General features: G+C 65.0%; 23 protein-coding genes and 2 pseudogenes. 13 read left to right on the forward strand and 12 right to left on the reverse strand.

Annotated elements, in window-relative coordinates; all coding sequences use genetic code 11:
• Nucleotides 1-37 precede the first annotated feature (37 nt).
• Nucleotides 38-1904 (forward strand): annotated as a pseudogene (gene recQ / locus ABIG06_RS14045) (DNA helicase RecQ).
• Between the two features lie 222 nt (nucleotides 1905-2126).
• Here recQ and ABIG06_RS14050 read toward each other — a convergent pair.
• Complete coding sequence (locus ABIG06_RS14050) at nucleotides 2127-3143, reverse strand: 1-aminocyclopropane-1-carboxylate deaminase (protein ID WP_370137177.1); 1017 nt, start codon at nucleotides 3141-3143, stop codon at nucleotides 2127-2129.
• Between the two features lie 159 nt (nucleotides 3144-3302).
• On the opposite strand from ABIG06_RS14050, the gene ABIG06_RS14055 reads away from it, so the two are divergent.
• The 3 genes from ABIG06_RS14055 (at nucleotide 3303) to ABIG06_RS14065 (ending at nucleotide 5645) form a co-directional block, all read left to right on the forward strand.
• On the forward strand, nucleotides 3303-3767 hold the full coding sequence (locus ABIG06_RS14055) for an Lrp/AsnC family transcriptional regulator (RefSeq protein ID WP_197964128.1): 465 nt from the start codon (nucleotides 3303-3305) through the stop codon (nucleotides 3765-3767).
• 45 nt (nucleotides 3768-3812) lie between these two features.
• Nucleotides 3813-4976, forward strand: a complete 1164-nt coding sequence (locus ABIG06_RS14060) for a PLP-dependent cysteine synthase family protein (protein WP_370137179.1) — start codon at nucleotides 3813-3815, stop codon at nucleotides 4974-4976.
• A 108-nt stretch (nucleotides 4977-5084) separates the two neighbouring features.
• The gene (locus ABIG06_RS14065) at nucleotides 5085-5645 is read left to right on the forward strand and encodes a carboxymuconolactone decarboxylase family protein (protein WP_199752006.1); all 561 of its coding nucleotides are present in this window, start codon (nucleotides 5085-5087) and stop codon (nucleotides 5643-5645) included.
• A gap of 6 nt (nucleotides 5646-5651) precedes the next feature.
• On the opposite strand, the gene ABIG06_RS14070 is transcribed toward ABIG06_RS14065, so the two are convergent.
• A complete protein-coding gene (locus ABIG06_RS14070) occupies nucleotides 5652-6524 on the reverse strand; it encodes a hypothetical protein (RefSeq protein WP_370140840.1) in 873 nt (290 codons plus the stop codon).
• A gap of 216 nt (nucleotides 6525-6740) precedes the next feature.
• On the opposite strand from ABIG06_RS14070, the gene ABIG06_RS14075 reads away from it, so the two are divergent.
• Nucleotides 6741-6986 (forward strand): hypothetical protein, encoded by a 246-nt coding sequence (locus tag ABIG06_RS14075; protein ID WP_370137182.1) that lies wholly within the window; start codon nucleotides 6741-6743, stop codon nucleotides 6984-6986.
• Between the two features lie 3 nt (nucleotides 6987-6989).
• Here ABIG06_RS14075 and ABIG06_RS14080 read toward each other — a convergent pair whose 3' ends face one another.
• Complete coding sequence (locus ABIG06_RS14080; protein ID WP_370137184.1) at nucleotides 6990-7931, reverse strand: alpha/beta hydrolase; 942 nt, start codon at nucleotides 7929-7931, stop codon at nucleotides 6990-6992.
• Nucleotides 7932-8040: 109 nt separating this feature from the next.
• Between ABIG06_RS14080 and ABIG06_RS14085 the strand changes: the two genes are divergently transcribed.
• A complete protein-coding gene (locus ABIG06_RS14085) occupies nucleotides 8041-8928 on the forward strand; it encodes a branched-chain amino acid aminotransferase (protein ID WP_370137187.1) in 888 nt (295 codons plus the stop codon).
• A 71-nt stretch (nucleotides 8929-8999) separates the two neighbouring features.
• Here ABIG06_RS14085 and ABIG06_RS14090 read toward each other — a convergent pair whose 3' ends face one another.
• Nucleotides 9000-9620 carry a trans-aconitate 2-methyltransferase gene (locus ABIG06_RS14090; protein WP_370137189.1) on the reverse strand — a complete coding sequence of 207 codons (621 nt, stop codon included), beginning with the start codon at nucleotides 9618-9620 and terminating at the stop codon, nucleotides 9000-9002.
• A 43-nt stretch (nucleotides 9621-9663) separates the two neighbouring features.
• Nucleotides 9664-10254, reverse strand: coding sequence for a polyhydroxyalkanoate synthesis repressor PhaR (gene phaR / locus ABIG06_RS14095; protein ID WP_319336064.1), 591 nt, complete (start codon nucleotides 10252-10254; stop codon nucleotides 9664-9666).
• A gap of 305 nt (nucleotides 10255-10559) precedes the next feature.
• Here phaR and ABIG06_RS14100 point away from each other — a divergent pair.
• The 3 genes and pseudogenes from ABIG06_RS14100 (at nucleotide 10560) to ABIG06_RS14110 (ending at nucleotide 13764) form a co-directional block, all read left to right on the forward strand.
• A pseudogene (locus ABIG06_RS14100) lies at nucleotides 10560-11739 on the forward strand (acetyl-CoA C-acetyltransferase).
• 241 nt (nucleotides 11740-11980) lie between these two features.
• Nucleotides 11981-12706, forward strand: a complete 726-nt coding sequence (phbB, locus tag ABIG06_RS14105) for an acetoacetyl-CoA reductase (protein ID WP_424578304.1) — start codon at nucleotides 11981-11983, stop codon at nucleotides 12704-12706.
• A gap of 188 nt (nucleotides 12707-12894) precedes the next feature.
• Nucleotides 12895-13764: a DMT family transporter gene (locus ABIG06_RS14110; protein WP_370137194.1), complete on the forward strand. Its 870-nt coding sequence runs from the start codon at nucleotides 12895-12897 to the stop codon at nucleotides 13762-13764.
• Between the two features lie 50 nt (nucleotides 13765-13814).
• On the opposite strand, the gene ABIG06_RS14115 is transcribed toward ABIG06_RS14110, so the two are convergent.
• Together ABIG06_RS14115 and gloB are read right to left on the reverse strand one after the other, a co-directional pair.
• Complete coding sequence (locus ABIG06_RS14115) at nucleotides 13815-14237, reverse strand: cupin domain-containing protein (RefSeq protein ID WP_370137196.1); 423 nt, start codon at nucleotides 14235-14237, stop codon at nucleotides 13815-13817.
• 36 nt (nucleotides 14238-14273) lie between these two features.
• Nucleotides 14274-15041: a hydroxyacylglutathione hydrolase gene (gloB, locus tag ABIG06_RS14120; RefSeq protein ID WP_370137197.1), complete on the reverse strand. Its 768-nt coding sequence runs from the start codon at nucleotides 15039-15041 to the stop codon at nucleotides 14274-14276.
• Between the two features lie 108 nt (nucleotides 15042-15149).
• On the opposite strand from gloB, the gene ABIG06_RS14125 reads away from it, so the two are divergent.
• Nucleotides 15150-15896, forward strand: coding sequence for a methyltransferase domain-containing protein (locus ABIG06_RS14125; RefSeq protein ID WP_124162207.1), 747 nt, complete (start codon nucleotides 15150-15152; stop codon nucleotides 15894-15896).
• 131 nt (nucleotides 15897-16027) lie between these two features.
• On the opposite strand, the gene ABIG06_RS14130 is transcribed toward ABIG06_RS14125, so the two are convergent.
• From ABIG06_RS14130 to ABIG06_RS14150, 5 genes are all read right to left on the reverse strand, one after another.
• Nucleotides 16028-16789 carry a DUF4167 domain-containing protein gene (locus ABIG06_RS14130; protein ID WP_370137200.1) on the reverse strand — a complete coding sequence of 254 codons (762 nt, stop codon included), beginning with the start codon at nucleotides 16787-16789 and terminating at the stop codon, nucleotides 16028-16030.
• Nucleotides 16790-17252: 463 nt separating this feature from the next.
• Nucleotides 17253-18134, reverse strand: coding sequence for a peptide chain release factor N(5)-glutamine methyltransferase (gene prmC / locus ABIG06_RS14135; RefSeq protein WP_370137202.1), 882 nt, complete (start codon nucleotides 18132-18134; stop codon nucleotides 17253-17255).
• Between the two features lie 3 nt (nucleotides 18135-18137).
• On the reverse strand, nucleotides 18138-19223 hold the full coding sequence (prfA, locus tag ABIG06_RS14140; RefSeq protein WP_124162210.1) for a peptide chain release factor 1: 1086 nt from the start codon (nucleotides 19221-19223) through the stop codon (nucleotides 18138-18140).
• Between the two features lie 56 nt (nucleotides 19224-19279).
• Nucleotides 19280-21547, reverse strand: a complete 2268-nt coding sequence (gene ptsP / locus ABIG06_RS14145; protein ID WP_370137205.1) for a phosphoenolpyruvate--protein phosphotransferase — start codon at nucleotides 21545-21547, stop codon at nucleotides 19280-19282.
• A 374-nt stretch (nucleotides 21548-21921) separates the two neighbouring features.
• Complete coding sequence (locus ABIG06_RS14150; RefSeq protein ID WP_028177450.1) at nucleotides 21922-23178, reverse strand: aspartate kinase; 1257 nt, start codon at nucleotides 23176-23178, stop codon at nucleotides 21922-21924.
• 153 nt (nucleotides 23179-23331) lie between these two features.
• Between ABIG06_RS14150 and ABIG06_RS14155 the strand changes: the two genes are divergently transcribed.
• The 3 genes from ABIG06_RS14155 (at nucleotide 23332) to ABIG06_RS14165 (ending at nucleotide 24974) form a co-directional block, all read left to right on the forward strand.
• The gene (locus tag ABIG06_RS14155) at nucleotides 23332-23799 is read left to right on the forward strand and encodes a PH domain-containing protein (protein ID WP_124162716.1); all 468 of its coding nucleotides are present in this window, start codon (nucleotides 23332-23334) and stop codon (nucleotides 23797-23799) included.
• 14 nt (nucleotides 23800-23813) lie between these two features.
• On the forward strand, nucleotides 23814-24581 hold the full coding sequence (gene ubiG / locus ABIG06_RS14160) for a bifunctional 2-polyprenyl-6-hydroxyphenol methylase/3-demethylubiquinol 3-O-methyltransferase UbiG (protein ID WP_370137207.1): 768 nt from the start codon (nucleotides 23814-23816) through the stop codon (nucleotides 24579-24581).
• 111 nt (nucleotides 24582-24692) lie between these two features.
• The gene (locus ABIG06_RS14165) at nucleotides 24693-24974 is read left to right on the forward strand and encodes a GIY-YIG nuclease family protein (RefSeq protein WP_370137209.1); all 282 of its coding nucleotides are present in this window, start codon (nucleotides 24693-24695) and stop codon (nucleotides 24972-24974) included.
• Nucleotides 24975-25084: the final 110 nt, after the last annotated feature.

Genomic DNA, 25084 nt, shown 5'->3' on the forward strand with positions numbered 1-25084 from the left:
TTGTGACGAATCTCACGGCCCTGTTCCCGACACGCCCATGTCCGTTCCCTCCACCGCTTCGCTGTCTTCGCCGGCCAACGGCCGCGACGCGCTGTCGGTACTGCATTCGGTGTTCGGCCTGCCGGGCTTCCGCGGAGCGCAGGGCGAGATCATCCGGCATGTCACCGACGGCGGCAATTGCCTCGTGTTGATGCCCACCGGCGGCGGTAAGTCGCTATGCTATCAGCTTCCGTCCTTGCTGCGCGAGGGCTGCGGCATCGTGGTGTCGCCGCTGATCGCCTTGATGCGCGACCAGGTCGCCGGGCTGATCGAGGCCGGCGTCAATGCCGCCGCGCTGAACTCGTCGCTGACGCCGCAGGAGGCCTCCGACATCGAGCGCCGCCTGCTTCGCGGGCGATCTCGACCTGCTCTATGTCGCGCCGGAACGCCTGGTCACGCCGCGCTGCCTGTCGCAGCTGGCGCGGGCGAAGGTGTCGCTGTTTGCGATCGACGAGGCGCATTGCGTCTCGCAATGGGGCCATGACTTCCGTCCCGAATATGTCGGCCTTTCCGTCATCGCCGAGCGCTTTCCCGACGTGCCGCGCATCGCGCTGACCGCGACCGCCGACGAACTGACGCGCAGGGAGATCGTCGAGCGGCTGCAGCTGACGGGCGCGCCGCAATTCGTCTCCAGCTTCGACCGGCCCAACATTCGCTACGAGATCGTCGACAAGCGCAACGCGGTGTCGCAGCTGAAGGAATTGATTCGCGATCGCCACATGGGCGATGCCGGCGTGGTCTATTGCCTGTCGCGCAACCGGGTCGAGGAGGTCGCTGCCGCGCTTCAAGACGCCGGCATTGCGGCGCTGCCCTACCACGCCGGGCTTGATGGCAGCGTGCGCTCGCGCAACCAGGACCGCTTTCTCAACGAGGACGGCATCGTCATCGTCGCGACCGTGGCGTTCGGCATGGGCATCGACAAGCCCGACGTGCGCTTCGTCGCCCATCTCGACCTGCCCAAGAGCATCGAGGCCTACTACCAGGAGACGGGGCGCGCCGGCCGTGATGGCAAGCCGTCGACGGCCTGGATGGCCTACGGCCTCTCGGATATCGTGCAGCAGCGCCGAATGATCGACGAGTCCAGCGCCTCCGATGAGTTCAAGCGGGTCTCGATCGGCAAGCTCGATGCGCTGGTCGGCCTTGCCGAGACGCCGCATTGCCGACGCCGCCGGCTGCTCGCCTATTTCGGCGAGATCGCGATGGGCGAGAGCTGCGGCAATTGCGACAATTGCCTGACGCCGCCCAAGATGCGCGACGGCAAGGTGCTGGCCCAGAAGCTGTTGTCCTGCGTCTATCGCACCGGGCAGCGCTTTGGCGCGATGCATTTGATCGACGTGCTGGTCGGACGCCTGACCGAGAAGGTGACGCAGTTCGGCCACGACAAGCTGTCGGTGTTCGGCATCGGACGCGAGCTCAACGAAAAGCAGTGGCGCACCGTGCTGCGGCAATTGGTGGCGATGGGGCATCTGCAGAGCGACAGCGAGGCCTATGGCGCGCTGAAGCTGACGGAGACCGCGCGCGGCGTGCTGCGCGGCGAGACGGAGGTGTGGCTGCGCGAGGAAGCGCCGGGGACCCGCCTCCGTTCGAGTCGCGCCAAATCCCGCCGCGGCGATCTCGCGCCGACGGCCGGCGCACCACAGGGCGATGTCGATCCCGAGCTGCGCGCGCGGCTGCGCTCATGGCGTTCCAACGTGGCGCGCGAGCGCGGCGTTCCGGCCTACGTCGTGCTGCATGACGCAACGATCGATGGCATCGTCCGGGCTTGGCCGACGACGCTGGACGAGCTGCGCAACGTGCCGGGGATCGGCGACAAGAAGCTCGAGCATTACGGCGAGGAGCTGCTGCAGATCGTCAGGACGCGGTAGGGAGCGCTAAGCTTGTTGGAGCGCTCAACTCCCTCCACACGTCATCCCGGACAAGCGCGCCTCGAGCGCGCGCAGATCCGGGGTCCATAACCACAGGCCGATGTGGTTGGGGCAAGCTGTCAACCACGAGTCTTCGCCAAACGCGATGGCTATGAGTCTCGGATCTGCGCTGACGCTTGTCCGGGACGACAGCTGTGTATGAGGCGAGAGCTACGCCCTCACTCACCCATTCCTGAAGGCATACGCATAGCCGTTCAGCGCCGGCGCGCCGCCGAGATGGGCGTAGAGGATCTTCGCACCCTTCTCGAAATAGCCCTTCTTGGCGAGATCGATCAGGCCCTGCATCGACTTGCCCTCGTAGACGGGGTCGGTGATCATGGCTTCGAGGCGCGCGGTGAGGCGGATCGCCTCCTTGGTCTCCTCCGACGGCACGCCATAGGCGGGATAGGCGTAGTCCTCGATCAGCACGACGTCGTCTGCGACGAGATCTTTGCCGAGCTCCACGAGCTTTGCCGTGTTCTGCGCGATCTCGAGCACCTGTGCCTTGGTCTGGGCGGGCGTGAAGGAAGCATCGATGCCGATCACCTTTCGCGCACGGCCGTCCGCCGCAAACCCGACCAGCATCCCGGCATGGGTGGAGCCGGTGACGGTGCAGACGACGATGTAGTCGAACTTGAAGCCGAGCTCTGCTTCCTGCTTGCGCACCTCCTCGGCAAAGCCGACATAGCCGAGGCCGCCAAACTTATGCACGGAGGCACCGGCGGGAATGGCGTAGGGCTTGCCGCCCGCGGCCTTCACTTCCTCGATCGCCTGCTCCCAGCTCTTGCGGATGCCGATATCGAAGCCCTCGTCGACCAGGCGGACGTCGGCGCCCATGATGCGCGAGAGCATGATGTTGCCGACGCGGTCATAGACGGCGTCCTCGTGCGGCACCCAGGCTTCCTGCACGAGGCGGCACTTCATGCCGATCTTGGCGGCGACCGCGGCGATCATGCGGGTGTGGTTCGACTGCACGCCGCCGATCGAGACCAGCGTGTCGGCGTTGGAGGCGATCGCATCGGGGATGATGTATTCGAGCTTGCGCAGCTTGTTGCCGCCATAGGCGAGGCCGGAATTGCAGTCCTCGCGCTTGGCATAGAGCTCGACCTGGCCGCCGAGATGTTTCGACAAGCGCTCCAGCTTCTCGATGGGCGTCGGGCCGAAGGTCAAAGGATAGCGCGGAAATTTGTCCAGCTTCATGGGTCAATCCCGATTGGCGTTGGTGTTGGCGGCTCCCTAGCATCGCGTTGGGAAAATGTGCTCTCGAATATTGCGCCAATTTTGCGCTATTTCTTGCAGAAGCTGCGCTGGTTGCTAATATTTCTTCCATAATAACATCTACTCACGGAAGCTTCTTTCATGGCTGCCCGGCTCGACCGCACCGACCTTAAGATCTTGAGATTGCTCCAAAATAACGGTCGGCTCAGCAATGCCGAGCTGGCCGAAACGGTCGCGATCAGCCCCGCCACCTGCCACCGCCGCACCCAGCGTTTGTTCGAGGACGGCTTCATCGCCACCGTGCGCGCCATGGTCGCGCCGAAGAAGGTGGCCAAGGGCACGCTGGTGATGGTCGGGGTCGTGCTCGACCGCTCGACGCCGGAGAGTTTTGCCACCTTCGAGCAAGCCATCGCCAAGCTGAAATTCGTGCTCGACTGCCACCTCGTCGCGGGCGACTTCGACTACTTCCTCAAGATCCGCGTCGGCGACATGGAGGATTTCAACCGCATCCATGGCGAGCAGCTCATCGCGCTGCCCGGCGTGCGCCAGACCCGCACCTTCTTCGTGATGAAGGAAGTCGTCGACAATGCGCCGCTGGAGTTCTAGCCGTCAGCTCTTGATGCGCCATCCGCATCATGAGAGATTCATGCGATGCAGACATTCCCCTTCCGCCAGTACAATCGGGCCGGACCGGCCTATCGGCGCGGCTGGGTCGACGACGCCGTCGCCGCGATCGAGGCCGACCAGTGCCGCACCGCCGACACGCATCTGATCCGGTTGATCGTGCCGGCGCTCTCCGGCATCGACATCTATCTCAAGGATGAGTCCACGCATCCGACCGGCAGCCTGAAGCATCGCCTCGCGCGCTCGCTGTTCCTCTATGCGCTCTGCAACGGCCACATCCGCGAAGGTACGCCCGTGATCGAGGCCTCGTCGGGATCGACCGCGGTGTCGGAGGCCTATTTCGCAGAGATGATCGGCGTGCCCTTCTACGCCGTGATGCCGCGCACCACCTCGGCGGAGAAGATCGCCGCGATCGAGCATTATGGCGGCAATTGCCATTTGATCGACGACGCCCGCGCCCTCTACGCGGAAGCCGCCGCGCTCGCCGGCCGCCTGAACGGCCATTACATGGACCAGTTCACCTTCGCCGAGCGCGCCACCGACTGGCGCGGCAACAACAACATCGCCGAATCGATCTTCACGCAATTGCAAGGCGAGCCGCGTCCGCTGCCGGACTGGATCGTGATGGGCGCCGGCACCGGCGGCACCTCGGCGACGATCGGGCGCTATTTGCGCTATCGGCAATATCCGACACGGCTGTGCGTCGCCGACGTCGAGCATTCCGCCTTCTTCGATTGCTTCCGCTCGCAGGACCGCTCCCATGTTTGCGACCGGCCGTCGCTGATCGAGGGTGTCGGCCGGCCACGCTGCGAACCGTCCTTCGTGCCGGGCGTGGTCGACCGCATGATGAAGGTCCCGGATGCGGCGACGATCGCGGCGATGAACGTGCTGTCGCGCCGGCTGCGTCGCCCAGTCGGCGGCTCCACCGGCACCAACTTCCTGGCGCTATGCCGGCTCGCTTCGGAAATGCGCCAGGCGAACGTGGCGGGCTCGCTGGTGACGCTGATCTGCGATTCCGGCGAGCGCTACCGGCAGACCTATTACGAGCCCGCATGGCTGAAAGCGCGCGGCCTCGATCCGGCACCGGTCGAGAAGACCCTGTCGTCGTTTCTGGCGACAGGCGAGCCGCTGGCGCTGGACGTCGACGACGTCGTCAATCCCCAAAGCGTGCGAACCTCCGCGGTGTCATAGCCGGCATCGCCCTGCATTTGCGGAATTGCACGATCGTCACGGCAACTTCACTTGTCTTGCGCACGCATGCAGGTGACGCTTGCGTCTTCTCAACGAGGAGATCCTCCCGTGCGCCTTCCCATTCTCGATCCCAAGAATCTGACCGACGAGCAGAAGCCGCTCTATGACGACATGCGAGCCGGCATCAAGGGCCATTTCAAGGGCTTTGTGAACATGCGCGACGACGGTGCGCTGCTCGGGCCCTGGAATCCCTGGATCCGCGAGCCGCGCTTCGGCAAGCCGGTGTGGGAGTTGGTCAAGGCGGTCGCGTCGAACCCGCTGCTGCCCGCGCCGGTGCGTGAGGTCGCGATCCTCGTCACCGGCTCGCATTTCCGATCAGGTTACGAGCTCTATGCCCACGTTCTGGTCGCCGAGCAGCGCGGCCTGTCCGACGAGAAACTGGCGACCATCGTCGCCGGGCAGCGGCCCGTGGACCTCACCAGGCAGGAGGCGGTCGCCTATGACATGGCCTCGGCACTTGTCGGCGGTGGCGTGCTGCCGGAGCTGACCTATCGCGCGGCGGTGAAGGAGTTCGGCGAGCACGGCGCGGCCGAGCTGTCCTATCTGATCGGCGTCTACTGCATGGTCTCGGTTACGCTCAACACGTTCGACGTGCCGGTGCCGGAGTAGCATCAGCTAATTGCGCACCGCATAGAGCGGCGTGCGCAGCGTCAGCTGGTAGGCCGGCTTCGGCGTCCACGCGATCAACGCGGTGATGCCGAACAGGCGGTTGTCGTTGTCGTCCATGCGGTCAAGGTCGAGCCGCAGGATCGGCTGGGTGAAGGACTCCGCGATCGTCCGTCCCGCGAGCTGTGCGCCACCGAAGGACTGCATGCCGAAGCGCCCGGTGAACTTCCAGTTGCTCGGCCATTGGTAATAGCCGCCGGCATAGAGGACAGTGTTCGGCCGGATGCTGGCGAACGGGCTGGCAATGCTGGCGGTGGTGTATTGCATGCCGGCCAACCAGCCCCGCGTTTCGTCCTCGTCGAGCGCGTAGTCGAATTCCAGGATGTTGTTGAAGGAATTCACCATGCCCTGCTCGTTCGGCACCGACTGCGTCAGCGTCGATTGCAGCGTGATCGTCGGGATCTTGCCGCCATTCTGCTGGTGGAGGTCGGCCTGCACGCCGATGCTCCAGCTAGTGATATCGAAGGACGACCAGCCGCCGCCGATATCCGTCGTCGATCCGGACACGCCGCCATAGAGCGAGACACGGTCGGTGACGTCGACGGTCAGCGGCAGGTCAACGGCGATCGCCTTCGCGGCCGGCAAGCCGTTCGGCAGCGTCGTGCTTCGTCGCGCCGCCAGGGCTTGGAGCGCGGCCGACAGCGAGGTGGTGCCGAAGCCGAGCCCGAGCGTGCCTGCGGGGATCGTCGCGTAGCTGGTGCGGAGGTCGAGGTAGATGTTCGGAACAGCCGGCTTTGCCGGTGCGTCCTCGTCCGCCTCTGCGGCGAAGGCAGCGCTCGCTGAAACCGTCAGGCAGGCCAGCCCCAGCGCGATCGCGCGCAAAGCCGGACGATGCGGTGGGTTGCGAGTTGACACGTGACAATCCGACGCGTGAGGCTCTGGTGGCGGAAAACGCATGCTAGATGGAACGTGATCGTTCCCGCGGTCAAGCGCTATCCGCAAACGATGGACTGTATCGACGCGCGCGGCTACCCTGTCGTGACTGCACCGACACTCTCGCCTGCCAGAGTGCAGGCCGGACAACGGAGGACGATAGCCATGAACACGTCACGCCGCATCCTGCTCGCCGGAATGGCGGGGCTCGCCCTCGCTCCGACCGCCGTGGCGGCCGCACCGGCGCCAGTGGTCGACGATGTGACGGTTGCCGAAGAACGCTTTGCACGCATGATCGCCGCCGCGCATGCGCCCGACGTCGCTTGCGCGCGGCAGGCGGAGCGTTATGCGGATACGCATTGGCCTGAATATCTCGTGGCAGCCAGAGCCGTTCTCGACGCAAGGGTCTGATTCTCACTCAGACTTCTTCACCGCCCTTCGCACCTGTTCGCCGATCTGCGACAACACGAGCCGGGCTTGCGGCAGGATTGCGCCCATGGCGTGAAAATTGTGGACCATGCCGTCGTGGCAGACATGCTCGACGGCGACGCCCGCGGCGAGCAGCTTGCGAGCATAGGCATTGCCTTCGTCGCGCATCGGGTCGTATTCGGCGGTGTGGATGATCGCAGTCGGCAGGCCCGTCAGCCGTGTCGCGCGCAACGGAGAGACGCGGGGATCGGCGGTGTCGATGCCCTCGGGCAGATAGTCGGAAAGATCGGCTTCGATCGTGGCGCGGTCGATCAGGTGGCCCTCGGCAAAGGCCTCGCGCGAGGGCGAGGTCTCCTCGAAATCCAGCACCGGACAGATCAGGCATTGCGCGGCAATGGAGAGGCCGGCAGTCTGCGCCGCCTCTTGGCACACGATCGCAGCCAGCGTGGCGCCGGCGGAATCGCCGCCGATCACCAGACGGTCCGCGTCGATGCCGAGCGATGCCGCCTCGCGCGCCACCCATTCGGTGGCAGCGATCGCGTCGTCGACGGCGGCGGGGAATCTGTGCTCGGGCGCGAGCCGGTAGTCGACCGACACGAGGCGGCAGCCGGTGGCATGCGCCAGCGCGGCCGCAATGCGGTCATGCGTGGCAATGCTGCCGGCGACGAGCCCGCCGCCGTGAAAGAACACGAACCCCGGTGCGAGTTCCTCGGCGCTTGCCGGCGTGTAGAGCCGAAAAGGCAGTTCGCCGGCGCGGCCGGTCAGCGTGCCATCGGAGGTCGCCACATCCGGCGCCTCGGCACACGCGAACTGCATCAGCTTTTCCAGCGATTGCCGTCGCGCCTCCACGCTGGGCCGGCTCCGCGCCTGCGGCGCAGCCGCAGCCATCATGGTCAACAAACGCTTGGCGAGCGGATCGAGCGGCATGGATCTTTCCTTTCTCCCACGAAGAGGAGGGTAACTCACCAAGTCCCCGCAGGGAATCTTTTAGAAATTGGGGCAATAGTGCCCGGATATTTCCAAGGGGAGGCCAATCATGGCCGAGATCAAAAAGCCCATCGACTATTCGCCGAGCTGGACCTTCTTCGAGGGCAAATGGCATGACGGCAATGTGCCGATCATGGGCTCGCGCACGCATGCGGCCTGGCTCGGCTCGATCGTGTTCGACGGCGCACGCGCGTTCGAGGGTGTTGCGCCCGATCTTGACCGGCACGTCGCCCGCATCAATCAGTCAGCGATCAATTTTGGCCTGAAGCCGGTGGTCGATACCGGCGCCTGGCTTGCGCTCGCAAACGAGGGCATTGCCCGATTTGGGACGGATGCCGAGCTCTATATTCGTCCGATGTACTGGGCGCAGAACGGGAGCGGCGGCGGCGTGCTGTTCGACCCCGAGACCACCAATTGGTGCCTGTGCATCTACGAGGCGCCGATGCCAAAACCTGTCGGCAACGCGATCACGCTGTCGCCGTTCCGCAGGCCCACCGCCGAATGCGCGCCGGTGGAGGCCAAGGCGGCCTGCCTCTATCCGAACAATTCGCGCGCGCTCGCCGAGGCCGCCGCGCGCGGCTTCAACAACGCGCTGATGCTCGACATGCTCGGCAACGTCGCCGAGTTCGGCAATTCCAACGTGTTCATGGCCAAGAATGGCGTGGTGTTCACGCCGATGCCGAACGGCACTTTCCTGAACGGCATCACGCGCCAGCGCGTCATCAGCCTGCTTCGGGCCGACGGCATCACCGTGGTCGAGAAGACGCTGCGATATGCCGATTTCCTGGCCGCCGACGAGATCTTTTCATCAGGCAATTTCGCCAAGGTCGCGCCCGTGATCCGCATCGACGAGCGCGAGCTGAAGCCCGGCCCGTTCTACGCCAAGGCGCGCAAGCTCTATTGGGACTTCGCGCATGCGGTGAAGATGGCGGCCTGACAGGCGCTGCGCTCGCAATGACGACCTTGTGGAAGCATCGAGAATCCATCACGTCAAGGACGCGCCACGCCTTACAAGCCGCGTCTCCGGAACCGGCTGAACTGAAACGCCTGCGTTGAATCCCACGGGGTGTGATGCGTTTCGCCGCGCGTCTCGACCAGCTCGAACTCAGGCCCGAGCTCCGCTGCAAGGCTCGCGCTGTCGTGTCGCTGTACCGGCAGGCCGCTGCATTTCTCCGGACCATCGGGCGAGAACGTACCGATGATGACTTGTCCGCCGGGGGTAAGCGCCCACCGCAGGCGCTCGACGTAAGCGGCCCTGTGGCGCGGGTCGGTCAGGAAATGAAACGCGGCGCGATCGTGCCAGACGTCGTAGGACTTCGTCGGCTGCCACGTCGTGGCGTCGGCAACGATCCAGTCGACGATCGAAGCGGCTCCGCCGATTCGCTTCTTCGCAGCATCAAGCGCGTTGGCAGCGAGATCCAGCACGGCGACGTCGCGATACCCGTCCTGCAGCAGCGCATCGACCAGCCGCGAGGCGCCGCCGCCGATATCGATGATGGCTGCGCCATGATCCGGATTGGCCGCGCGGATCAGGTCGAGCGAGGGCGAAGGGCTGTCCTGAAACCAGCTGACCTCGGCTTCGCCCTTGGTGGCGTAGACATGGTCCCAATGGGTGGCTCGGTCAGACATGGCTCGTCCCCCGGTTCGCTGGGGAGCCGGTGCAAATGAGAGACTACTCGTCCTTCTTCGACATCCGCTCGAGGCGTTCCTGCATTTCCTTCATCTGCTGGCGCAGATCATCGATGTTGCTGTCCTTCGGCTCCTCGGTATTCGCACCGGCCTCCGGCTCGGGAGTGGTGGTCGGACGGGGCGCAGCGAACGGCTTGAACATCGAGAAGGTCTGCTGGAACAGCTCCATGTTGCGGCGGACTTGCTCCTCCAACGGAGCAAAAGGAGTGCCGGACAGCGTATTGGCGATCTGCTTGCGGAACTTCTCTTGCTCCTGGGTCAGCGTCGCAATCGACTGCTCCAGATATTTCGGCACCACCATCTGCATGCTGTCGCCATAGAAGCGGATGAGCTGGCGGAGGAAGGTGGTCGGCAGCAGGTTCTGGCCGGCCTTGTTCTCCTGCTCGAAGATGATCTGGGCGAGCACGGAGCGGGTGATGTCGTCGCCGGTCTTGGCGTCATAGACCAGGAAATCTTCGCCGTCCTTGACCATGGCGGCGAGGTCTTCCAGCGTCACGTAGGTACTCGTTCCGGTGTTATAGAGCCGGCGGTTAGCGTATTTCTTGATGGTGGTGGGTTGGTCTGATTTCGCCATGGGCTCTCACTTGCAAAACGCGGAGAACGGGAACCTGTCGGGCAATGCCGCAGGGCGGGAAGAGTACGCAACGCAACAAAGTAAGCATTTTCAAAGGGCTCACGCTACCGTTTTGTGCGGCACGGTTAATTGCAGAGCAAAATCCTGCTTGCGAAAACGCCAAGAACGCTATTTTGAATGCGATGCGGCATGAATTCGGAGACCGTCCGATTGACATGCCTCAACGACGTTAACAGGATGCCGTCCGAGACTGGCGAGCCCTTTTCCCCAGCCCCGCCTGCCCCCTTCAAACCCAGGAGATGCCCATGTCAGACGATGTCGTCATCGTCAGCGCCGCCCGCACCCCGGTCGGAAGCTTCAACGGAGCGTTCGCGACCCTTCCCGCCCATGATCTCGGCGCCATCGCCATCAAGGCCCGCGCTGGAGCGTGGTGGCATCGAGCCCGGCCGGGTCTCGGAAGTCATCATGGGGCAGATCCTGACCGCCGCCCAGGGCCAGAATCCGGCCCGTCAGGCCTCGATTGGCGCCGGTATCCCGGTGGAGAGCCCGGCGTGGGGCGTCAACCAGCTTTGCGGCTCGGGCCTGCGCACGGTCGCACTCGGCTATCAGGCGCTGCTCAACGGGGATTCCGAGATCGTGGTCGCCGGCGGCCAGGAATCCATGAGCATGGCTCCGCACGCCCAGCATCTGCGCGGCGGCGTCAAGATGGGCGGCCTCGAACTGGTCGACACCATGATCAAGGACGGCCTGTGGGATGCCTTCAACGGCTACCACATGGGCAACACCGCCGAGAACGTCGCGCGGCAGTGGCAGATCACCCGCGCCCAGCAGGACGAGTTCGCGGTCGCCTCGCAGCAGAAGGCCGAGGCGGCGCAGAAGGCCGGCAAGTTCAACGACGAGATCGTCCCCGTCACCATCAAGACCCGCAAGGGCGACGTCGTGGTCAGCGCCGACGAATATCCGCGTCATGGCGCAACGCTCGACGCGATGGCCAAGCTCAAGCCTGCCTTCGAGAAGGACGGCACGGTGACCGCGGGCTCGGCCTCGGGCATCAACGACGGCGCTGCCGCCGTGGTGCTGATGACTGCCAAGCAGGCGGCCAAGGAAGGCAAGAAGCCGCTGGCGCGAATCGTGTCATGGGCGCAGGCCGGCGTCGATCCGAAGATCATGGGCTCGGGCCCGATCCCGGCCTCGCGCGCCGCGCTGAAGAAGGCCGGCTGGAGCGTCGGCGATCTCGACCTGATCGAGGCCAACGAGGCCTTCGCGGCGCAGGCCTGCGCCGTCAACAAGGATCTCGGCTGGGACACATCCAAGGTCAACGTCAACGGCGGCGCGATCGCGATCGGCCATCCGGTCGGCGCGTCCGGCGCACGCGTGCTGGTGACGCTGCTGCACGAAATGCAGAAGCGTGATTCGAAGAAGGGCCTGGCCACGCTGTGTATCGGCGGCGGCATGGGCATCGCGATGTGCCTGGCGCGCGACTGACGACGATATTACACGCAGCTGACGTGTGCGCCGCACACGTCAGCGCGTGCGTTGCACGCGACTAAAAAGGCAGCGGTTGCAAATCAAATATTCTTCGCAACCACGCAAGCCTCGACTAAAGAGAAACGCCCGGCTCGACGCCGGGCGTTTTGTTCTTGATGTCCGTCAAACCAATCGCATAATCCATCGCTAAAAACGGTCACTCAAAAGCGTCCGAAGAGCCCAAGGGAAGGATTACGACATGGCACGTGTTGCATTAGTCACGGGTGGTACGCGGGGCATCGGGGCTGCGATCAGCAAGGCGCTGAAGGCCGCTGGCTACAAGGTGGCGGCCAACTATGCCGGCAACGATGCGGCGGCGGAGAAGTTCAAGACCGAGATCGGCATCCCGATCTACAAATGGGACGTCAGCAGCTTCGACGCCTGCGCGGCGGGCGTGAAGAAGGTCGAGGCCGATCTCGGGCCGATCGAAGTGCTCGTCAACAATGCCGGCATTACCCGCGATACCGCCTTCCACAAGATGACGCTCGAGCAGTGGACCGCCGTCATCAACACCAATCTGGGCTCGCTGTTCAACATGACGCGCCAGGTCATCGAGGGCATGCGCGCGCGCAAGTTCGGTCGCGTCATCTCGATCTCGTCGATCAACGGCCAGAAGGGGCAGTTCGGTCAGGTCAACTATTCCGCGGCAAAGGCCGGCGACATCGGCTTCACCAAGGCGCTCGCGCTCGAGAACGCCAAGGGCGGCATTACCGTCAATGCGATCTGCCCGGGCTACATCAACACCGAAATGGTGCAGGCGGTGCCGAAGGACGTCCTGGAGAAGAACGTGATCCCGCAGATCCCGGTCAGCCGGCTCGGCGAGCCCGAAGAGATTGCGCGTGCGGTCGTGTTCCTCGCGGCCGACGAGTCCGGTTTCATCACCGGGTCGACGCTGACCGTCAACGGCGGCCAGTACATGGTGTGATGCGATCGCATCACGCGGACTGATATTTTCCACGTCGTCATGCCCGGGCTTGTCCCCGGCACCTGTCTATGCACTGTCATTCCGGGGCGCTGAGATAGCGGCGAACTATGGTGCGCAATTGCGCACCTGAGAATCTCGAGGTTCCGGGTTCGGCTCTTCGAGCCGCCCCGGAACGACGAGGCCCTGGAATGACTCCCCGGACCGCGACGCTGATCGGATTGACCGCGATCCTGATGTGGTCGCTGCTGTCGGTGATGACGGTGGCGACCGGAAAGATCCCGGCGTTCCAGCTCGCCGCGATGACGTTTGCGATCGGCGGTGTCGTCGGGTTGCTCACCTGGATCGGGCGGAGCGAGGCGGCGAAAAGCCTGCGCCAGCCGCTCGCCGTTTGGGTCGTCGGCGTCGGTGGCCTGTTCGGCTACCATGCGCTGTATTTTCTCGCGCTGCGCTTCGCGCCGCCGGCCGAAGCCGGCCTTCTGAATTACCTATGGCCGCTGCTGATCGTGCTGTTCTCGTCGTTCCTGCCCGGCGAGCGGCTCGCCCTGCATCACATCATCGGCGCCGTGCTCGGCCTCGTCGGCACAGTGCTGCTGTTCGCCGGCAACACCTCCGGCTTCGCGCCGGGCGCGGTGCCGGGACTGATCGCGGCCTTCATCGCCGCTTTCGTCTGGGCAACCTATTCGGTGCTGTCGCGCCGGTTGAAAGCGGTGCCGACCGACGCGGTCGCCGGCTTCTGCCTCGCCACCGCCGTGCTCGCCGCAGTGATGCATGTCGCGCTGGAGACCACCGTGTGGCCGGAGACCACGCTGCAATGGCTTTCCGTGATTGCACTCGGCATCGGCCCAGTCGGCGCCGCCTTCTACGCCTGGGACATCGGCATGAAGCGCGGCGACATCCGCGTGCTCGGCGCCGCCTCCTATGCGACGCCGCTGCTCTCGACGGGCTTCCTCATCGCCGCCGGTTTTGCCAAGGCCAGCGCCAGCATCGCCTTCGCCGCGATCCTGATCGCCGGTGGCGGCCTGATCGCGGCGAAGGACATGGTGCTGCGGAAGCGATGATTGTCATTCCGGGTTCGCCGCTTGCTAGCCGGTCGGAGTGACGTGGGAAGCTAAGGCTCCCAGTCCTTTGGTGCGAGCTCGAAGCCTGCGAAGTCGAACGCGGGCGCCACGGTGCAGCCGACCAGCGTCCATTCGCCCGTGGTTTCCGCCATCTGCCAGGCCTGTGCCGGCACGATCGCCTGCGGCCGCTCGCCGCCGATGAGGTCGTTGCCCAGCCGTACCTCGTGCTGTGAGCAGCCGTCATGGGCGATGCGCAGCAACAAGGGGCTGCCGGCGTAATAGTGCCACGTCTCGACCGCATCGACGCGATGCCAGTGCGAACGCTCGCCGCGCGCAAGCAGGAAGTAGATCAGCGTCGAGCGCGAGCGCCCGTTGGCGTCCGTGGCCAGATCGCGAAACGTTTCGCGGTAATGCCCGCCTTCGGGATGCGGTCGGAGTTCGAGGCGCGCGATGATCTCGGCTGCGGTCGGCATCGATCCCGTCAGGACTTGTTCTTCAGGACTTGTGCTTCAGGATTTATTCTTGCGCTCGCGCAGCTCGCCGAACACAGCGGCCGGGTCCGCGCCCTTCATGTGCAGCTTGGCCGCGACCGCCGGCTCATCGGCGCGAAGGAAGACGTTTGCGCGCTTCTCGTCCCCAAGCAGCGAGGGAATGGTCGGCTTGTTCTCGGCCCGGAGCTTCGTCACTTCCGCGGCGCGGGCCTGGAGCGCCGCATTGTCCGGCTCGATGGTGAGCGCGAACTTGACGTTGGACGCGGTGTATTCGTGGCCGCAATAGAGCTTGAAGTCGTCGGGTAGCGCCCGCAGTTTCAGAAGCGAATCCCACATCATCGGGTAGGTGCCCTCAAAGACGCGGCCGCAGCCGATCGAGAACAGCGTGTCGGCGGCGAAGACCGTCTTCTCGGTGTCGAACACGTAGGAGATGTGGTCGAGCGTGTGGCCGGGCGTCTCCACGACGCGCGCCAGCAAATTGCCGATCTTCACCACGTCGGCGTTGGCGACGCGCAGGTCGACATTCGCGATCTTCGTCGTCTTGTCGTGCGGCGCCACGACGCGGCAATTGTATTTCTGCTTGAGTTCGGCAACCCCGCCGACATGATCGCCATGATGGTGGGTGATCAGGATGTCGGTGAGCTGCCAGCCCTCGCGCTCCAGGGCCTTAAGGATGGGGCCGGCCTCCGGCGCGTCGATCGACGCGGTCGCCTTGGTTTCCACGTCGTGGATCAGATAACCGAAATTGTCGTTTAAACAGGTGAAAGTACGAATTTCGGCGGCCATGTCATCTCCATCGGGCTCAGCCCCGCCAGACAAATATGGCGTTAACGTTGCGCAGGCAATGCAATATTCCGCGCGCGGCGGCGGCCGGGCGCATGTTACATTGCCGTCATGACCATCGACGTCGTCGACCTCCGCGAGTTCTATTCCCGCCGCCTCGGGATCGTGGCGCGGCAAATGATCAATCGCGGCATCAGGGAGCGCTGGCCAAGCGCCGAGGGCCAGCGCGTGCTCGGCATCGGCTATCCCACGCCCTATCTGGGATTGTTCCGCGAGGACGCCGAGCGCTGCATCGCCTTCATGCCGGCGGCCCAGGGCGTCCTGAAATGGCCGACGGGACGGCCGGCGCTGGCCTCGCTGGTCGACGAATTCTCGCTGCCGCTTCCTGACGCCGCGGTCGACCGCATCCTCCTGGTCCACGCGCTGGAGATGTCGGACGATCCGGCCGCGTTGCTGCGCGAGGTGTGGCGCGTGCTGTCGCCGTCCGGACGCGTGATCGCCGTGATCCCGAACCGGCGCGGGGTGTGGACCCGCACCGACAGCACGCCCTTCGGTCACGGCCGGCCCTATTCGCGCTCGCAGATCACCGAGCTGCTGCGCCAGACCTGGTTCACGCCGACCGCCTGGGGCGAGGCGTTGTTCATGCCGCCTTATGCCGGAGGCTGGGTGCTGAAATCGGCGCAGATGTGGGAGCGTGCCGGTGCGGCGCTGTCGCTGCCCTTTGCCGGCGTCCATATCGTGGAGGCGACCAAGCAGGTCTACCGCGCAATCCCCGCCAAGCGCGAGCGCGCGCGGCTCATTCCCTCCCTCGCGAAGCCGGTGCTGGTGCCATCCCAGACGACGGTGACGCGCAGCTAGCTAGCTTCACCTCTCTCCGACGGGGAGAGGTGGTCCGTGCCTGCGGTCCCGCGGATTGAACCAACGCACACCATCAAAAACAAATCGTCCCGGCGAGGCCGGGACGATTCAGGTCAGAAATTCAGAAGAGGCTACTCGCCAGGGGCGACCTCGTCGCTGGAGGCGACTGGAGCAGCCTCGCGCTCGGGGCGCGGGCCATGCGGCCGGCGGCGCCGCCGCGGATAGCGCTCGCCGCCACCGCCGCCGCCCTCGAACCCGCCCTGGCCGCCATTCACTTGCGGCTGCGGGCCGGTGATGAAGGAGGGCAGGCGATCGACGCCGCCGGCATCGGCGATGACCGGCTGCGGCTGGTTGGCGGGTTGCGGCTGATATTGCGGCTGCGGGCGATGATCGCGTTCGCGGTGCTCGCGCGGCTGCTGGTTGTCGCGCTGATAGGGCTGCTGGCCCTCGCGCTGCTGATGATCACGCGGGTGGTGATCGCGCGGGCCATCGCGGTCGCGCATGAAGGGTTGCTGCGGGGGCTGCGGCACGAAACCCGGCTCCTGGCCGAATGCCGAGAAATTCTCGCCGTCGTCCTCGCCGTCCTCGCTGCTGCTGATGGGCTCATCGCCGCGCGGCTGCTGGTTCTGGCGGAACTGCTCCTGGGCCGCCGCGATCAGGCGGAAATAATGCTCGGCATGCTGGTAGTAGTTCTCGGCTGCAACGGGGTCGCCGGAGGAGCGCGCGTCACGCGCAAGCTGGAGATACTTTTCAGCGATGTGCGAAGCGGTGCCGCGAATCTTGATGTCGGGCCCGTTGGACTCGTAGACCCGGGTCATCGGGTTCTGGCCGCGCCGGTTGTTGTTATTGTTGTTGCGGTTGCGCATCCGCTGCTTGTTCTGACCGTTTCTCATGTCCTGCCTTCGATTCCAGCCCTAAAGGTTGCACGCATTACTGATTGCTAGGAGTGACCTGGAGACAGCGGCTCACATCTCTCTCACGCGCACCGCGCGTAGAGCGGATCGAACCCTGCCGATGTTCGTCGACCGCCGCGTTCAACAAAGACGCGTTCCCCACCCGCCAGCATTCATTGCCAGCGAACCCATTCATTTCGCCTGCCGAAACAAGCCCAGCTTTCTTGCGTAAGTCTTCAAGCGCAATATCAGGCTTTCGTTCACTTGCGGTCGGAGAGCAGCGCAGCTCCACTGGCCATCGCGCTCAACAGGACCTGCGGCTTGGAACCTTTAAATCAGTAATGCTCTCGCCCGAGAGCCCGGCTTTCGCCCGTACGTGTACGGGGCCGGCACCGATGTGTTGAACGGAACGTAGTCGTTCCCAGGCGATATTCCAAGAGGTTTTTGCAGCCCAATCCGGCTTTTATGGAGGCATTTTTCGGGCCGAAACGGCCCGGGGAATGCCCGCCAGGTCGGCCTTGGGCGGCCGGTCCAGCGATAACGCGGCGCCCCTCATCAAGGTTTCAATATTTTGGGCCTGGCCCAGTCCGGCCTCGACGATCAGCGCTCCGCCGGGCGCGAGCCGTTCGGCCGCCTGGGGGATCAGCGCGCGGTACGCGTCATACCCGTCATTGCCGCCATCGAGCGCCAGGTGCGGATCGTGCCCGCGCACCTCGATGCTCAATTTCGGAATCTCGCCCGAGGGAATATAGGGCGGGTTCGAGACGATGAGATCGAACGGGCCGCCAAGCGCCGCGGCGTAGGAGCAGGCGACGAAGGCGGCGCGGTCGGCGAGGCCGAGCGCGGCGGCATTGTCCCTGGCGGTTCTGAGCGCGTTCTGGCTGAGATCGGTGCCGACGCCGAAAGCATCCGGAATTTCGTGCAGCAGCGCGAGCAGGATCGCGCCGGATCCGGTGCCGATGTCGGCGATGCGCGGCGGATGAGATGCCTGCCGCTCGCGAAAAATCTCGAGTACAAGCTCGACCACGGTCTCGGTATCGGGGCGCGGGACCAGGGTTGCTTCCGACAGGCGGAATGGCAGGCCCCAGAATTCGCGTGTCCCGAGGATGCGCGCCACCGGCTCGCCGGCGATGCGGCGCTGCGCATACTGCGCGAGCCGCGATGCTTCGGCCGCGGTCAGAGCACGGGCAGCCTGCGTGACCAGGCCGGTGAGGTCGAGGGCGAGCACGGCACTGATCAGGATGCGGGCGTCGAGCTCGGCTTCGTCGAGCCGTGCCGATCTCAGCAGCGCAGCCAACGTGCGCCGCGCGCCCTCGATGGATTGTCCGGTGAAGGGGTTGCTCACGCCTCAGGCCGCCGCGCCTTGCGCAGCGAGCTGTGCGGCCTGGTGCTCCGTCGTCAGTGCGTCGATCAATTCGCCCAGCGCTTCACCCGCGATCACCTGCGGCAGCTTGTAGAGCGTCAGATTGATGCGGTGGTCGGTGACGCGTCCTTGCGGAAAATTGTAGGTGCGGATGCGCTCGGAGCGGTCGCCGGAGCCGACCTTCTCCTTGCGCTCGGCGGAGCGCGCGGCGTCGACGCGTTGCCGCTCGGCGTCGTAGATGCGCGAGCGCAGGATGTTCATGGCGGAGGCGCGGTTCTTGTGCTGCGAGCGGCTGTCCTGCATCATCACCACGATGCCGGTCGGGATGTGGGTGATGCGGATCGCCGATTCGGTCTTGTTGACGTGCTGGCCGCCCGCTCCTTGCGCGCGCATGGTCTCGATCCGCAAGTCGTCGTTCTTGATGTCGACGTCGACGTCCTCGACCTCCGGCAGCACGGCCACCGTCGCCGCCGAGGTGTGGATGCGTCCCTGCGTCTCGGTGTCGGGCACGCGCTGCACGCGGTGCACGCCGGATTCGAACTTCAGCTTCGAGAACGCGCCGCGGCCCTGCACCTCGGCGATGATCTCCTTGTAACCGCCGACGGTGCCTTCGCTGGCCGAGATCACCTCGACCTTCCAGCCCTGAAGACTGGCAAAGCGCTCGTACATCCGGAACAGGTCGCCGGCGAACAGCGAAGCTTCGTCGCCGCCGGTGCCGGCACGGATTTCCAGCACCACGTTGCGGTCGTCCATGGCGTCCTTTGGCAACAGCGCGACGCGGATCTTCTGGACCAGCTCCTCGATCTTTGGCGTCAGCTCGTCGCGTTCGGCCTCTGCCATGCTGCGCATTTCGGCATCGGTCGCGGGATCGGCGATCAGCGCCTCGGTTTCCGCGAGCTCCTTGACGGCGGAGCGATAGGCCTTCACCGCTTCGACCAGCGGGGTGATCTCGGCGAGCTCGCGCGTGATCTGCACATAGCGCTCGGAGGTGAGCTGTCCGAGCGATTCGGCCTCGAGCGAGGCGTGATGCGCGAGCAGGACGTCCAGTTTGGCTTCGGGGAGTGACGACATCGGTTCAGTCTCAATAGCGGCAAGAGGCGAGGCGGCGGGACGCGGCGACAGGCCCGCTACAAGGCCAGGCCTTCGGCCTCGGCAAATTCCGTCAGCTTCTGCCGGATCGAGACGCTACCGGCTGGAGCGTCCAAGAGCGGGCCAAGCATCGCCTCGGCTTTCTTGGCGTCGAGGTCGAGCACCATCGCTTTGACCGGGCCGAGCGCAGTCGCCGAGAGCGACAGCGAGCGATAGCCCAGCGCGATCAGCGCCAGCGCGCCGACCGGCTTCGATGCCATCTCGCCGCACAGCGAGAGCGACTTCTTCGCCGCATGCGCCTTGCGTGCGATGTCGCGCAGCGCGCGCAGGATCGGCGCCGACATGGTGTCGAAGCGTTCGGACACCTTGGCGTTGCCGCGGTCGACCGCGAACAAGAACTGGAACAGGTCGTTGGAGCCGACCGAGATGAAATCGACCTTCTTCAGAAGCTCGTCGAGCTGGTAGAGCAGGGCCGGCACCTCGACCATGGTGCCGATGTCGATTCTTTCAGGCAGGGTGTGGCCGTGCTGGCGCAAGTATGTCAGCTCGCGTTCGACCAGCGCCTTGGCCGCATCGAATTCGGCGACCTCCGAGATCATCGGGAACATGATGCGCAGCGCGCGGCCGCCGCCGGCGCGCAGCAGCGCGCGGATCTGGCCCCGCAACAGGCCGGGGCGATCCAGCCCGAGCCGGATCGCACGCCAGCCGAGCGCGGGATTTTCCTCGATCACGGCTTCCATATAGGGCAGTGCCTTGTCGCCACCGATGTCGAGGGTGCGGAAGGTGACGGGCTTGCTCCCGGCCGCGTCCAGCACCGTGCGATAGAGCGCGAGCTGGTCGCTGGTGCGCGGCAGGCTCTGGCCGACCATGAATTGCAGCTCGGTGCGGAACAGGCCGATGCCGGCGCTGCCGGTGTCCTCGATATGCGGCAGGTCGATGGCCAGGCCTGCGTTGATCATCAGCTCGACCTTCTGGCCGTCCCTGGTGACGCAGGGCCGGTCGCGCAGCGCCAGATACTGGGCCTGGCGGCGGGCGCGGAAGCGCACGCGCTCGGCGAAGGCCGCCTCGATCTCCTGCGAAGGCCGCACATAGATCGAGCCCGAGGTGCCGTCGACGATGATGGCATCGCCGGGATCGGCGATGCCGGGCGCGTTCGGCACCTCGCCGACCGCGGGAATGCCGAGCGCGCGTGCCACGATCGAGACGTGCGAATTGGCGGTGCCTTCCTCCAGCACGATGCCGCGCAGGCGCTTGCGGTCGTAGTCGAGCAGCGCCGCCGGTCCCATCGCGCGCGCGATGACAATGGCGTTGTCGGGCAATTGCTCGCGCGAGGGCGCGTGGTCCTGGCCGACCAGCTGCCGCATCAGGCGGTAGCCGAGGTCTTCCAGGTCGTGCAGCCGGTCGCGCAAGTAGGGATCGGTCGAGCGCAGCATGCGCGCGCGGGTGTCGGACTGCACGCGTTCGACGGCGGCTTCCGCGGTGAGGCCGGTGGCGACCGCCTCGTGCAGCTTGTGCGACCAGCCCTGGTCGTTGGCGAACATGCGGTAGGCTTCCAGCACCTCGCGATGCTCGCCGCCGTCGGCGACGTCGCCGCGCTCCAGCATGCGGTCGAGGTCGGCGCGCAGCTTGGCGAGCGCGGTGTCCAGCCGTTTGATCTCCTTCGGCAGGTCCTCGGCGATGTAGTCCTTGATGACGACGCGGGGCTCGTGCAGCACGACGTGGCCGAGCGCGATACCTTCGGACAGGATCGCGCCGACCTTCTGCGCGGAATGGCGCGCCGCCGGCTCCTGGCCCGGCTGGGCCAGCGCGGACAATTCGCCGGAGGCGATCAGCTCCGCCAGCACCATCGCGGTGGTCTGGAGCGCCTCGAGCTCCTCCTCGACATAGTTGCGCTTGGCGCGGTTCTGCACCACCAGCACGCCGAGCGTGTTGCCGGCGCGCAGGATCGGCACGCCGAGGAAGGAGTGGTAGATCTCTTCGCCGGTCTCGGGACGGAACGAGAAGGCCGGATGGCTCTGCGCATCGCTCAGATTGAGCGGCGTCGCCTCGCTGGCGACGAGGCCGACCAGGCCCTCATGGGCGCTGAGCACCGTATGGTGCACCGCCTCGCGGTTGAGACCTTCGGTGGCGTAGAGCTCGAGCGTGTTGTCGATGCGCAGCACATAGACCGAGCACACCTCGGCCACCATGTTGGCGGCGATCAGCACCACGATCTTGTCCAGCCGCTCCTGGGCCGAGACCTGCTCCGCCATGGTTTCGCGGAGCCGTCTCAACAAGACGCGGGGACCTCCCGACGCGCTCCGCATGAACCGTCAATCTCCTCCGTCTGCCGGGCCCGGCGGTATCAGCCGGCGGCTGGCTCCAAATTCCAGAAAAACAACCAAATTGTTTGTCCGGCGCAGGCACAAGCCCAAAATCTACCTGAGATTTAGCGCTTGTACCGAATCAGCGCCGCCTCAACTGGGACACAGTCTGCGGCAGCCCACCCTGTCCGCCGTATAGCGAATTGAGGCTTGTTTTGCCAAGCAAAACGCCTGCCAAACGCGAAGGTGTGTACACCTTCCCGTTTGCTGCGACCGCTAAGAGAAAATTAGCCTACGCATGGTCCGGAAGAGTGCGAAGCGGTTTTCCGGAAAGACCATGCTCCAACAACAATCTGAAGCGCGACGATGGTTGCGCTTCAGGCCTGATCGAGGCCGTACAGCGTATGCAGGGTGCGCACCGCCAGCTCGGTATAGGCGGCGTCGATCAGAACCGAGAACTTGATCTCGGAGGTTGTAATGGCCCGGATGTTGATGTTCCGTCCGGCGAGGGCCGAGAACGCCTGGGCGGCGACGCCGGCATGGCTGCGCATGCCGCTGCCGATCACCGAGATCTTGGCGACGTCGGTGGCGGTATCGAGCCGCGCATAGCCGATCTTGGCCTTGGCGGCGGTAATCGTATCCTTGGCGCGGGTATAGTCGGCGGCGGGCACCGTGAAGGTGAGGTCGGTGGTCTTGCCGTCCTCGGAAACATTCTGCACGATCATATCGACGTTGATGTTGGCATCCGCCAGCGGGCCGAAGATCGAGGCCGCAACGCCAGGCTTGTCCTCGATCTGGCGCACCGAGATCTGGGCCTCGTCCTTCGAAAAGGCGATGCCGGTAACGACGTGGCTTTCCATGATCTCCTCCTCGCTGCAGATCAGCGTGCCGGGCGGCTGGTTGGCATGCGGGTCGATATCCTCGGGCTTGTCGAAGCTCGAGCGGACGAAGATCGGCATGTTGTGGACCATGCCGAGTTCCACCGAGCGGACCTGAAGCACTTTTGCGCCCTGCGAGGCCAGTTCCAGCATGTCTTCGAACGCGATCTTGTCGAGCCTCTTGGCCTTCGGCACGATTCGCGGGTCGGTGGTGTAGACGCCGTCGACGTCGGTGTAGATGTCGCAGCGGTCCGCCTTGACGGCGGCGGCGATCGCGACGGCCGAGGTGTCGGAGCCGCCGCGGCCGAGCGTGGTGATGCGGTTGGTCTCGGGGTTGATGCCCTGGAAGCCGGCGATGACCGCGACCTCCTTGCGCTCCCTGAAGCGCTTGATGATCTCGCTGCCGTCGATGTCCTCGATCCGGGCCGAGGCATGGGCGTCGCTGGTCTTGATCGGGATCTGCCAGCCCTGCCAGGAGCGGGCCTGGATACCCATGCCCTGGAGCACGATGGCAAGAAGGCCTGAGGTCACCTGTTCGCCCGAGGCGACCACGGCGTCGTATTCGCGCGCGTCGTGCATCGGCGAGGCCTCGGTGCACCAGGCGACCAGCTCGTTGGTCTTGCCGGCCATCGCCGAGACGACCACGGCCACTTCATGGCCGGCATCGACCTCACGCTTCACATGGCGTGCGACGTTGCGGATACGTTCGATGTTGGCGACGGACGTGCCGCCGAATTTCATCACGAGGCGGCTCATGACGACGCGTGCATTCCTTCATAAGGATCAGTATGGTGACCCGCACTGGACGGGTGCCTCGCGGACACCGACGCGCGTATACATAGCGGCGGGGCCGGGGGCAAGCGGGTTCCTGCGGGGGCAGGGCATGGGGGAAGTGGGTTAACCGAGATCATGGCGCGCTATATCGACGAGATCCTGCAACCGGGCGAGCGGGTGCTGTATTCGACCAATGCGCACTGGATCTTCTACTTTCCGGCCATCGTGGCCTGGATCGCGGCGCTGGCCCTGTTCGTGCTGTCCCGGCAGGCCACTGCCGACTGGCTCGTCTTGCTCTGCCTTGGCGCCTCGGGTCTGGTGGCTCTGGCGGCCTTGTATTGGACCATCAAGGGCTGGTTCCATCGCTTCACCACCGAGACCGACGTGACCAATCTCAGGGTCGTGCACAAGACCGGTTTCATCAAGCGCCGAACCTTCGAGATGGCGCTGGACAAGGTCGAGAGCGTCGATGTCGACCAGTCCATTCTTGGACGTATTCTCAACTACGGCGACGTGACGATTCGCGGCGTCGGCGAGGGCATCGAGACGATCAAGACCATCGCCTCGCCGCTCGCCTTCCGTAGTTCGATCACCACGCGGTAGGACCGCGCGCAACCATGAGCATGCAGCAAAATACTTCCTTTTCCGCCCAGCCGGGCTCGACCGTCGATGCCGCCGAGATCGCGAAATTCTCAAAGCTCTCCGCGGAGTGGTGGGACCCCAAGGGCAAGATGGCGCCGCTGCACCGGATCAACCCGCTGCGGCTCGGCTATATCCGCGACGCCGCCTGCCGCAAGTTCGAGCGCAACGTGCGCAGCCTCAATTGCCTTGGGTCCTTGCGCGTGCTCGACATCGGCTGTGGCGCCGGCCTGCTGTGCGAGCCGTTGTCGCGGCTGGGCGCGCAAGTCATCGGCATCGATCCTTCCCAGAGCAACATCGCGGCCGCAAAGCTCCACGCCGACAAGAGCCATCTTGCGATCGACTATCGCTGCACCACGGTGGAGGAGATCGATCCGCGCGAGCGCTTCGACATCGTGCTGGCGATGGAGGTGGTCGAGCACGTCACCGATGTCGGCGTCTTCCTGAAGCGCTGCGCCTCGATGCTGAAGCCGAACGGCCTGATGGTGGTCTCGACGCTGAACCGCAACTGGAAGAGCTTCGCGCTCGCCATCGTGGGCGCCGAGTACGTGCTGCGCTGGCTGCCGCGGGGCACCCATGAATGGAACAAGTTCGTCACCCCCGACGAGCTCGCAAAACACCTGCTCGACAACCGCCTCGTCATCACCGAGCAGACCGGCGTGGTCTACTCACCCTTCGCCGACAGATGGACCCTCTCGTCCGATATGGACGTGAACTACATGGTGGTCGCGGAAGGGATGGTGTGAACTGCCGTGGGTGAGGTACGGAGCTGTTGCTCCGAGAACAGTGTCGTCCCTGCGAACGCAGGGACCCATAACCACCGGCCCCCGTGGTTAACAAAGATAGGCGCTCCGAGCATGTACTACGTCTACATCCTCGCCAGCCGCCATCACGGCACGCTCTACATCGGCATAACCAACTCGCTCCAGAAGCGCCTGGAGCAGCATCGCGCCGGCAGAGACTCGGAGTTCGTGAAGCGCTATGGCGTGCACCGGCTCGTCTACACCGAGACGTATGAGCGGGCCGAAGAGGCGATCGCCCGCGAAAAGCAGCTCAAGCGCTGGAAGCGCGACTGGAAGATCGAGCTGATCGAACGCGACAATCCGGAGTGGCGTGACCTCAGCGATCTCTTGGTTTGACGGTGTGATGCCGCCAAGCCAATGCTGTCGTCCCTGCGAACGCAGGGACCCATACCGCGGAATCTATCGGAGGCGGACGGTGTTGGATGCGCGGTTTGGCAGTCCTCGCC

The sequence above is a fragment of the Bradyrhizobium sp. USDA 326 genome (genome assembly GCF_049739485.1).
Lineage (GTDB): Bacteria > Pseudomonadota > Alphaproteobacteria > Rhizobiales > Xanthobacteraceae > Bradyrhizobium.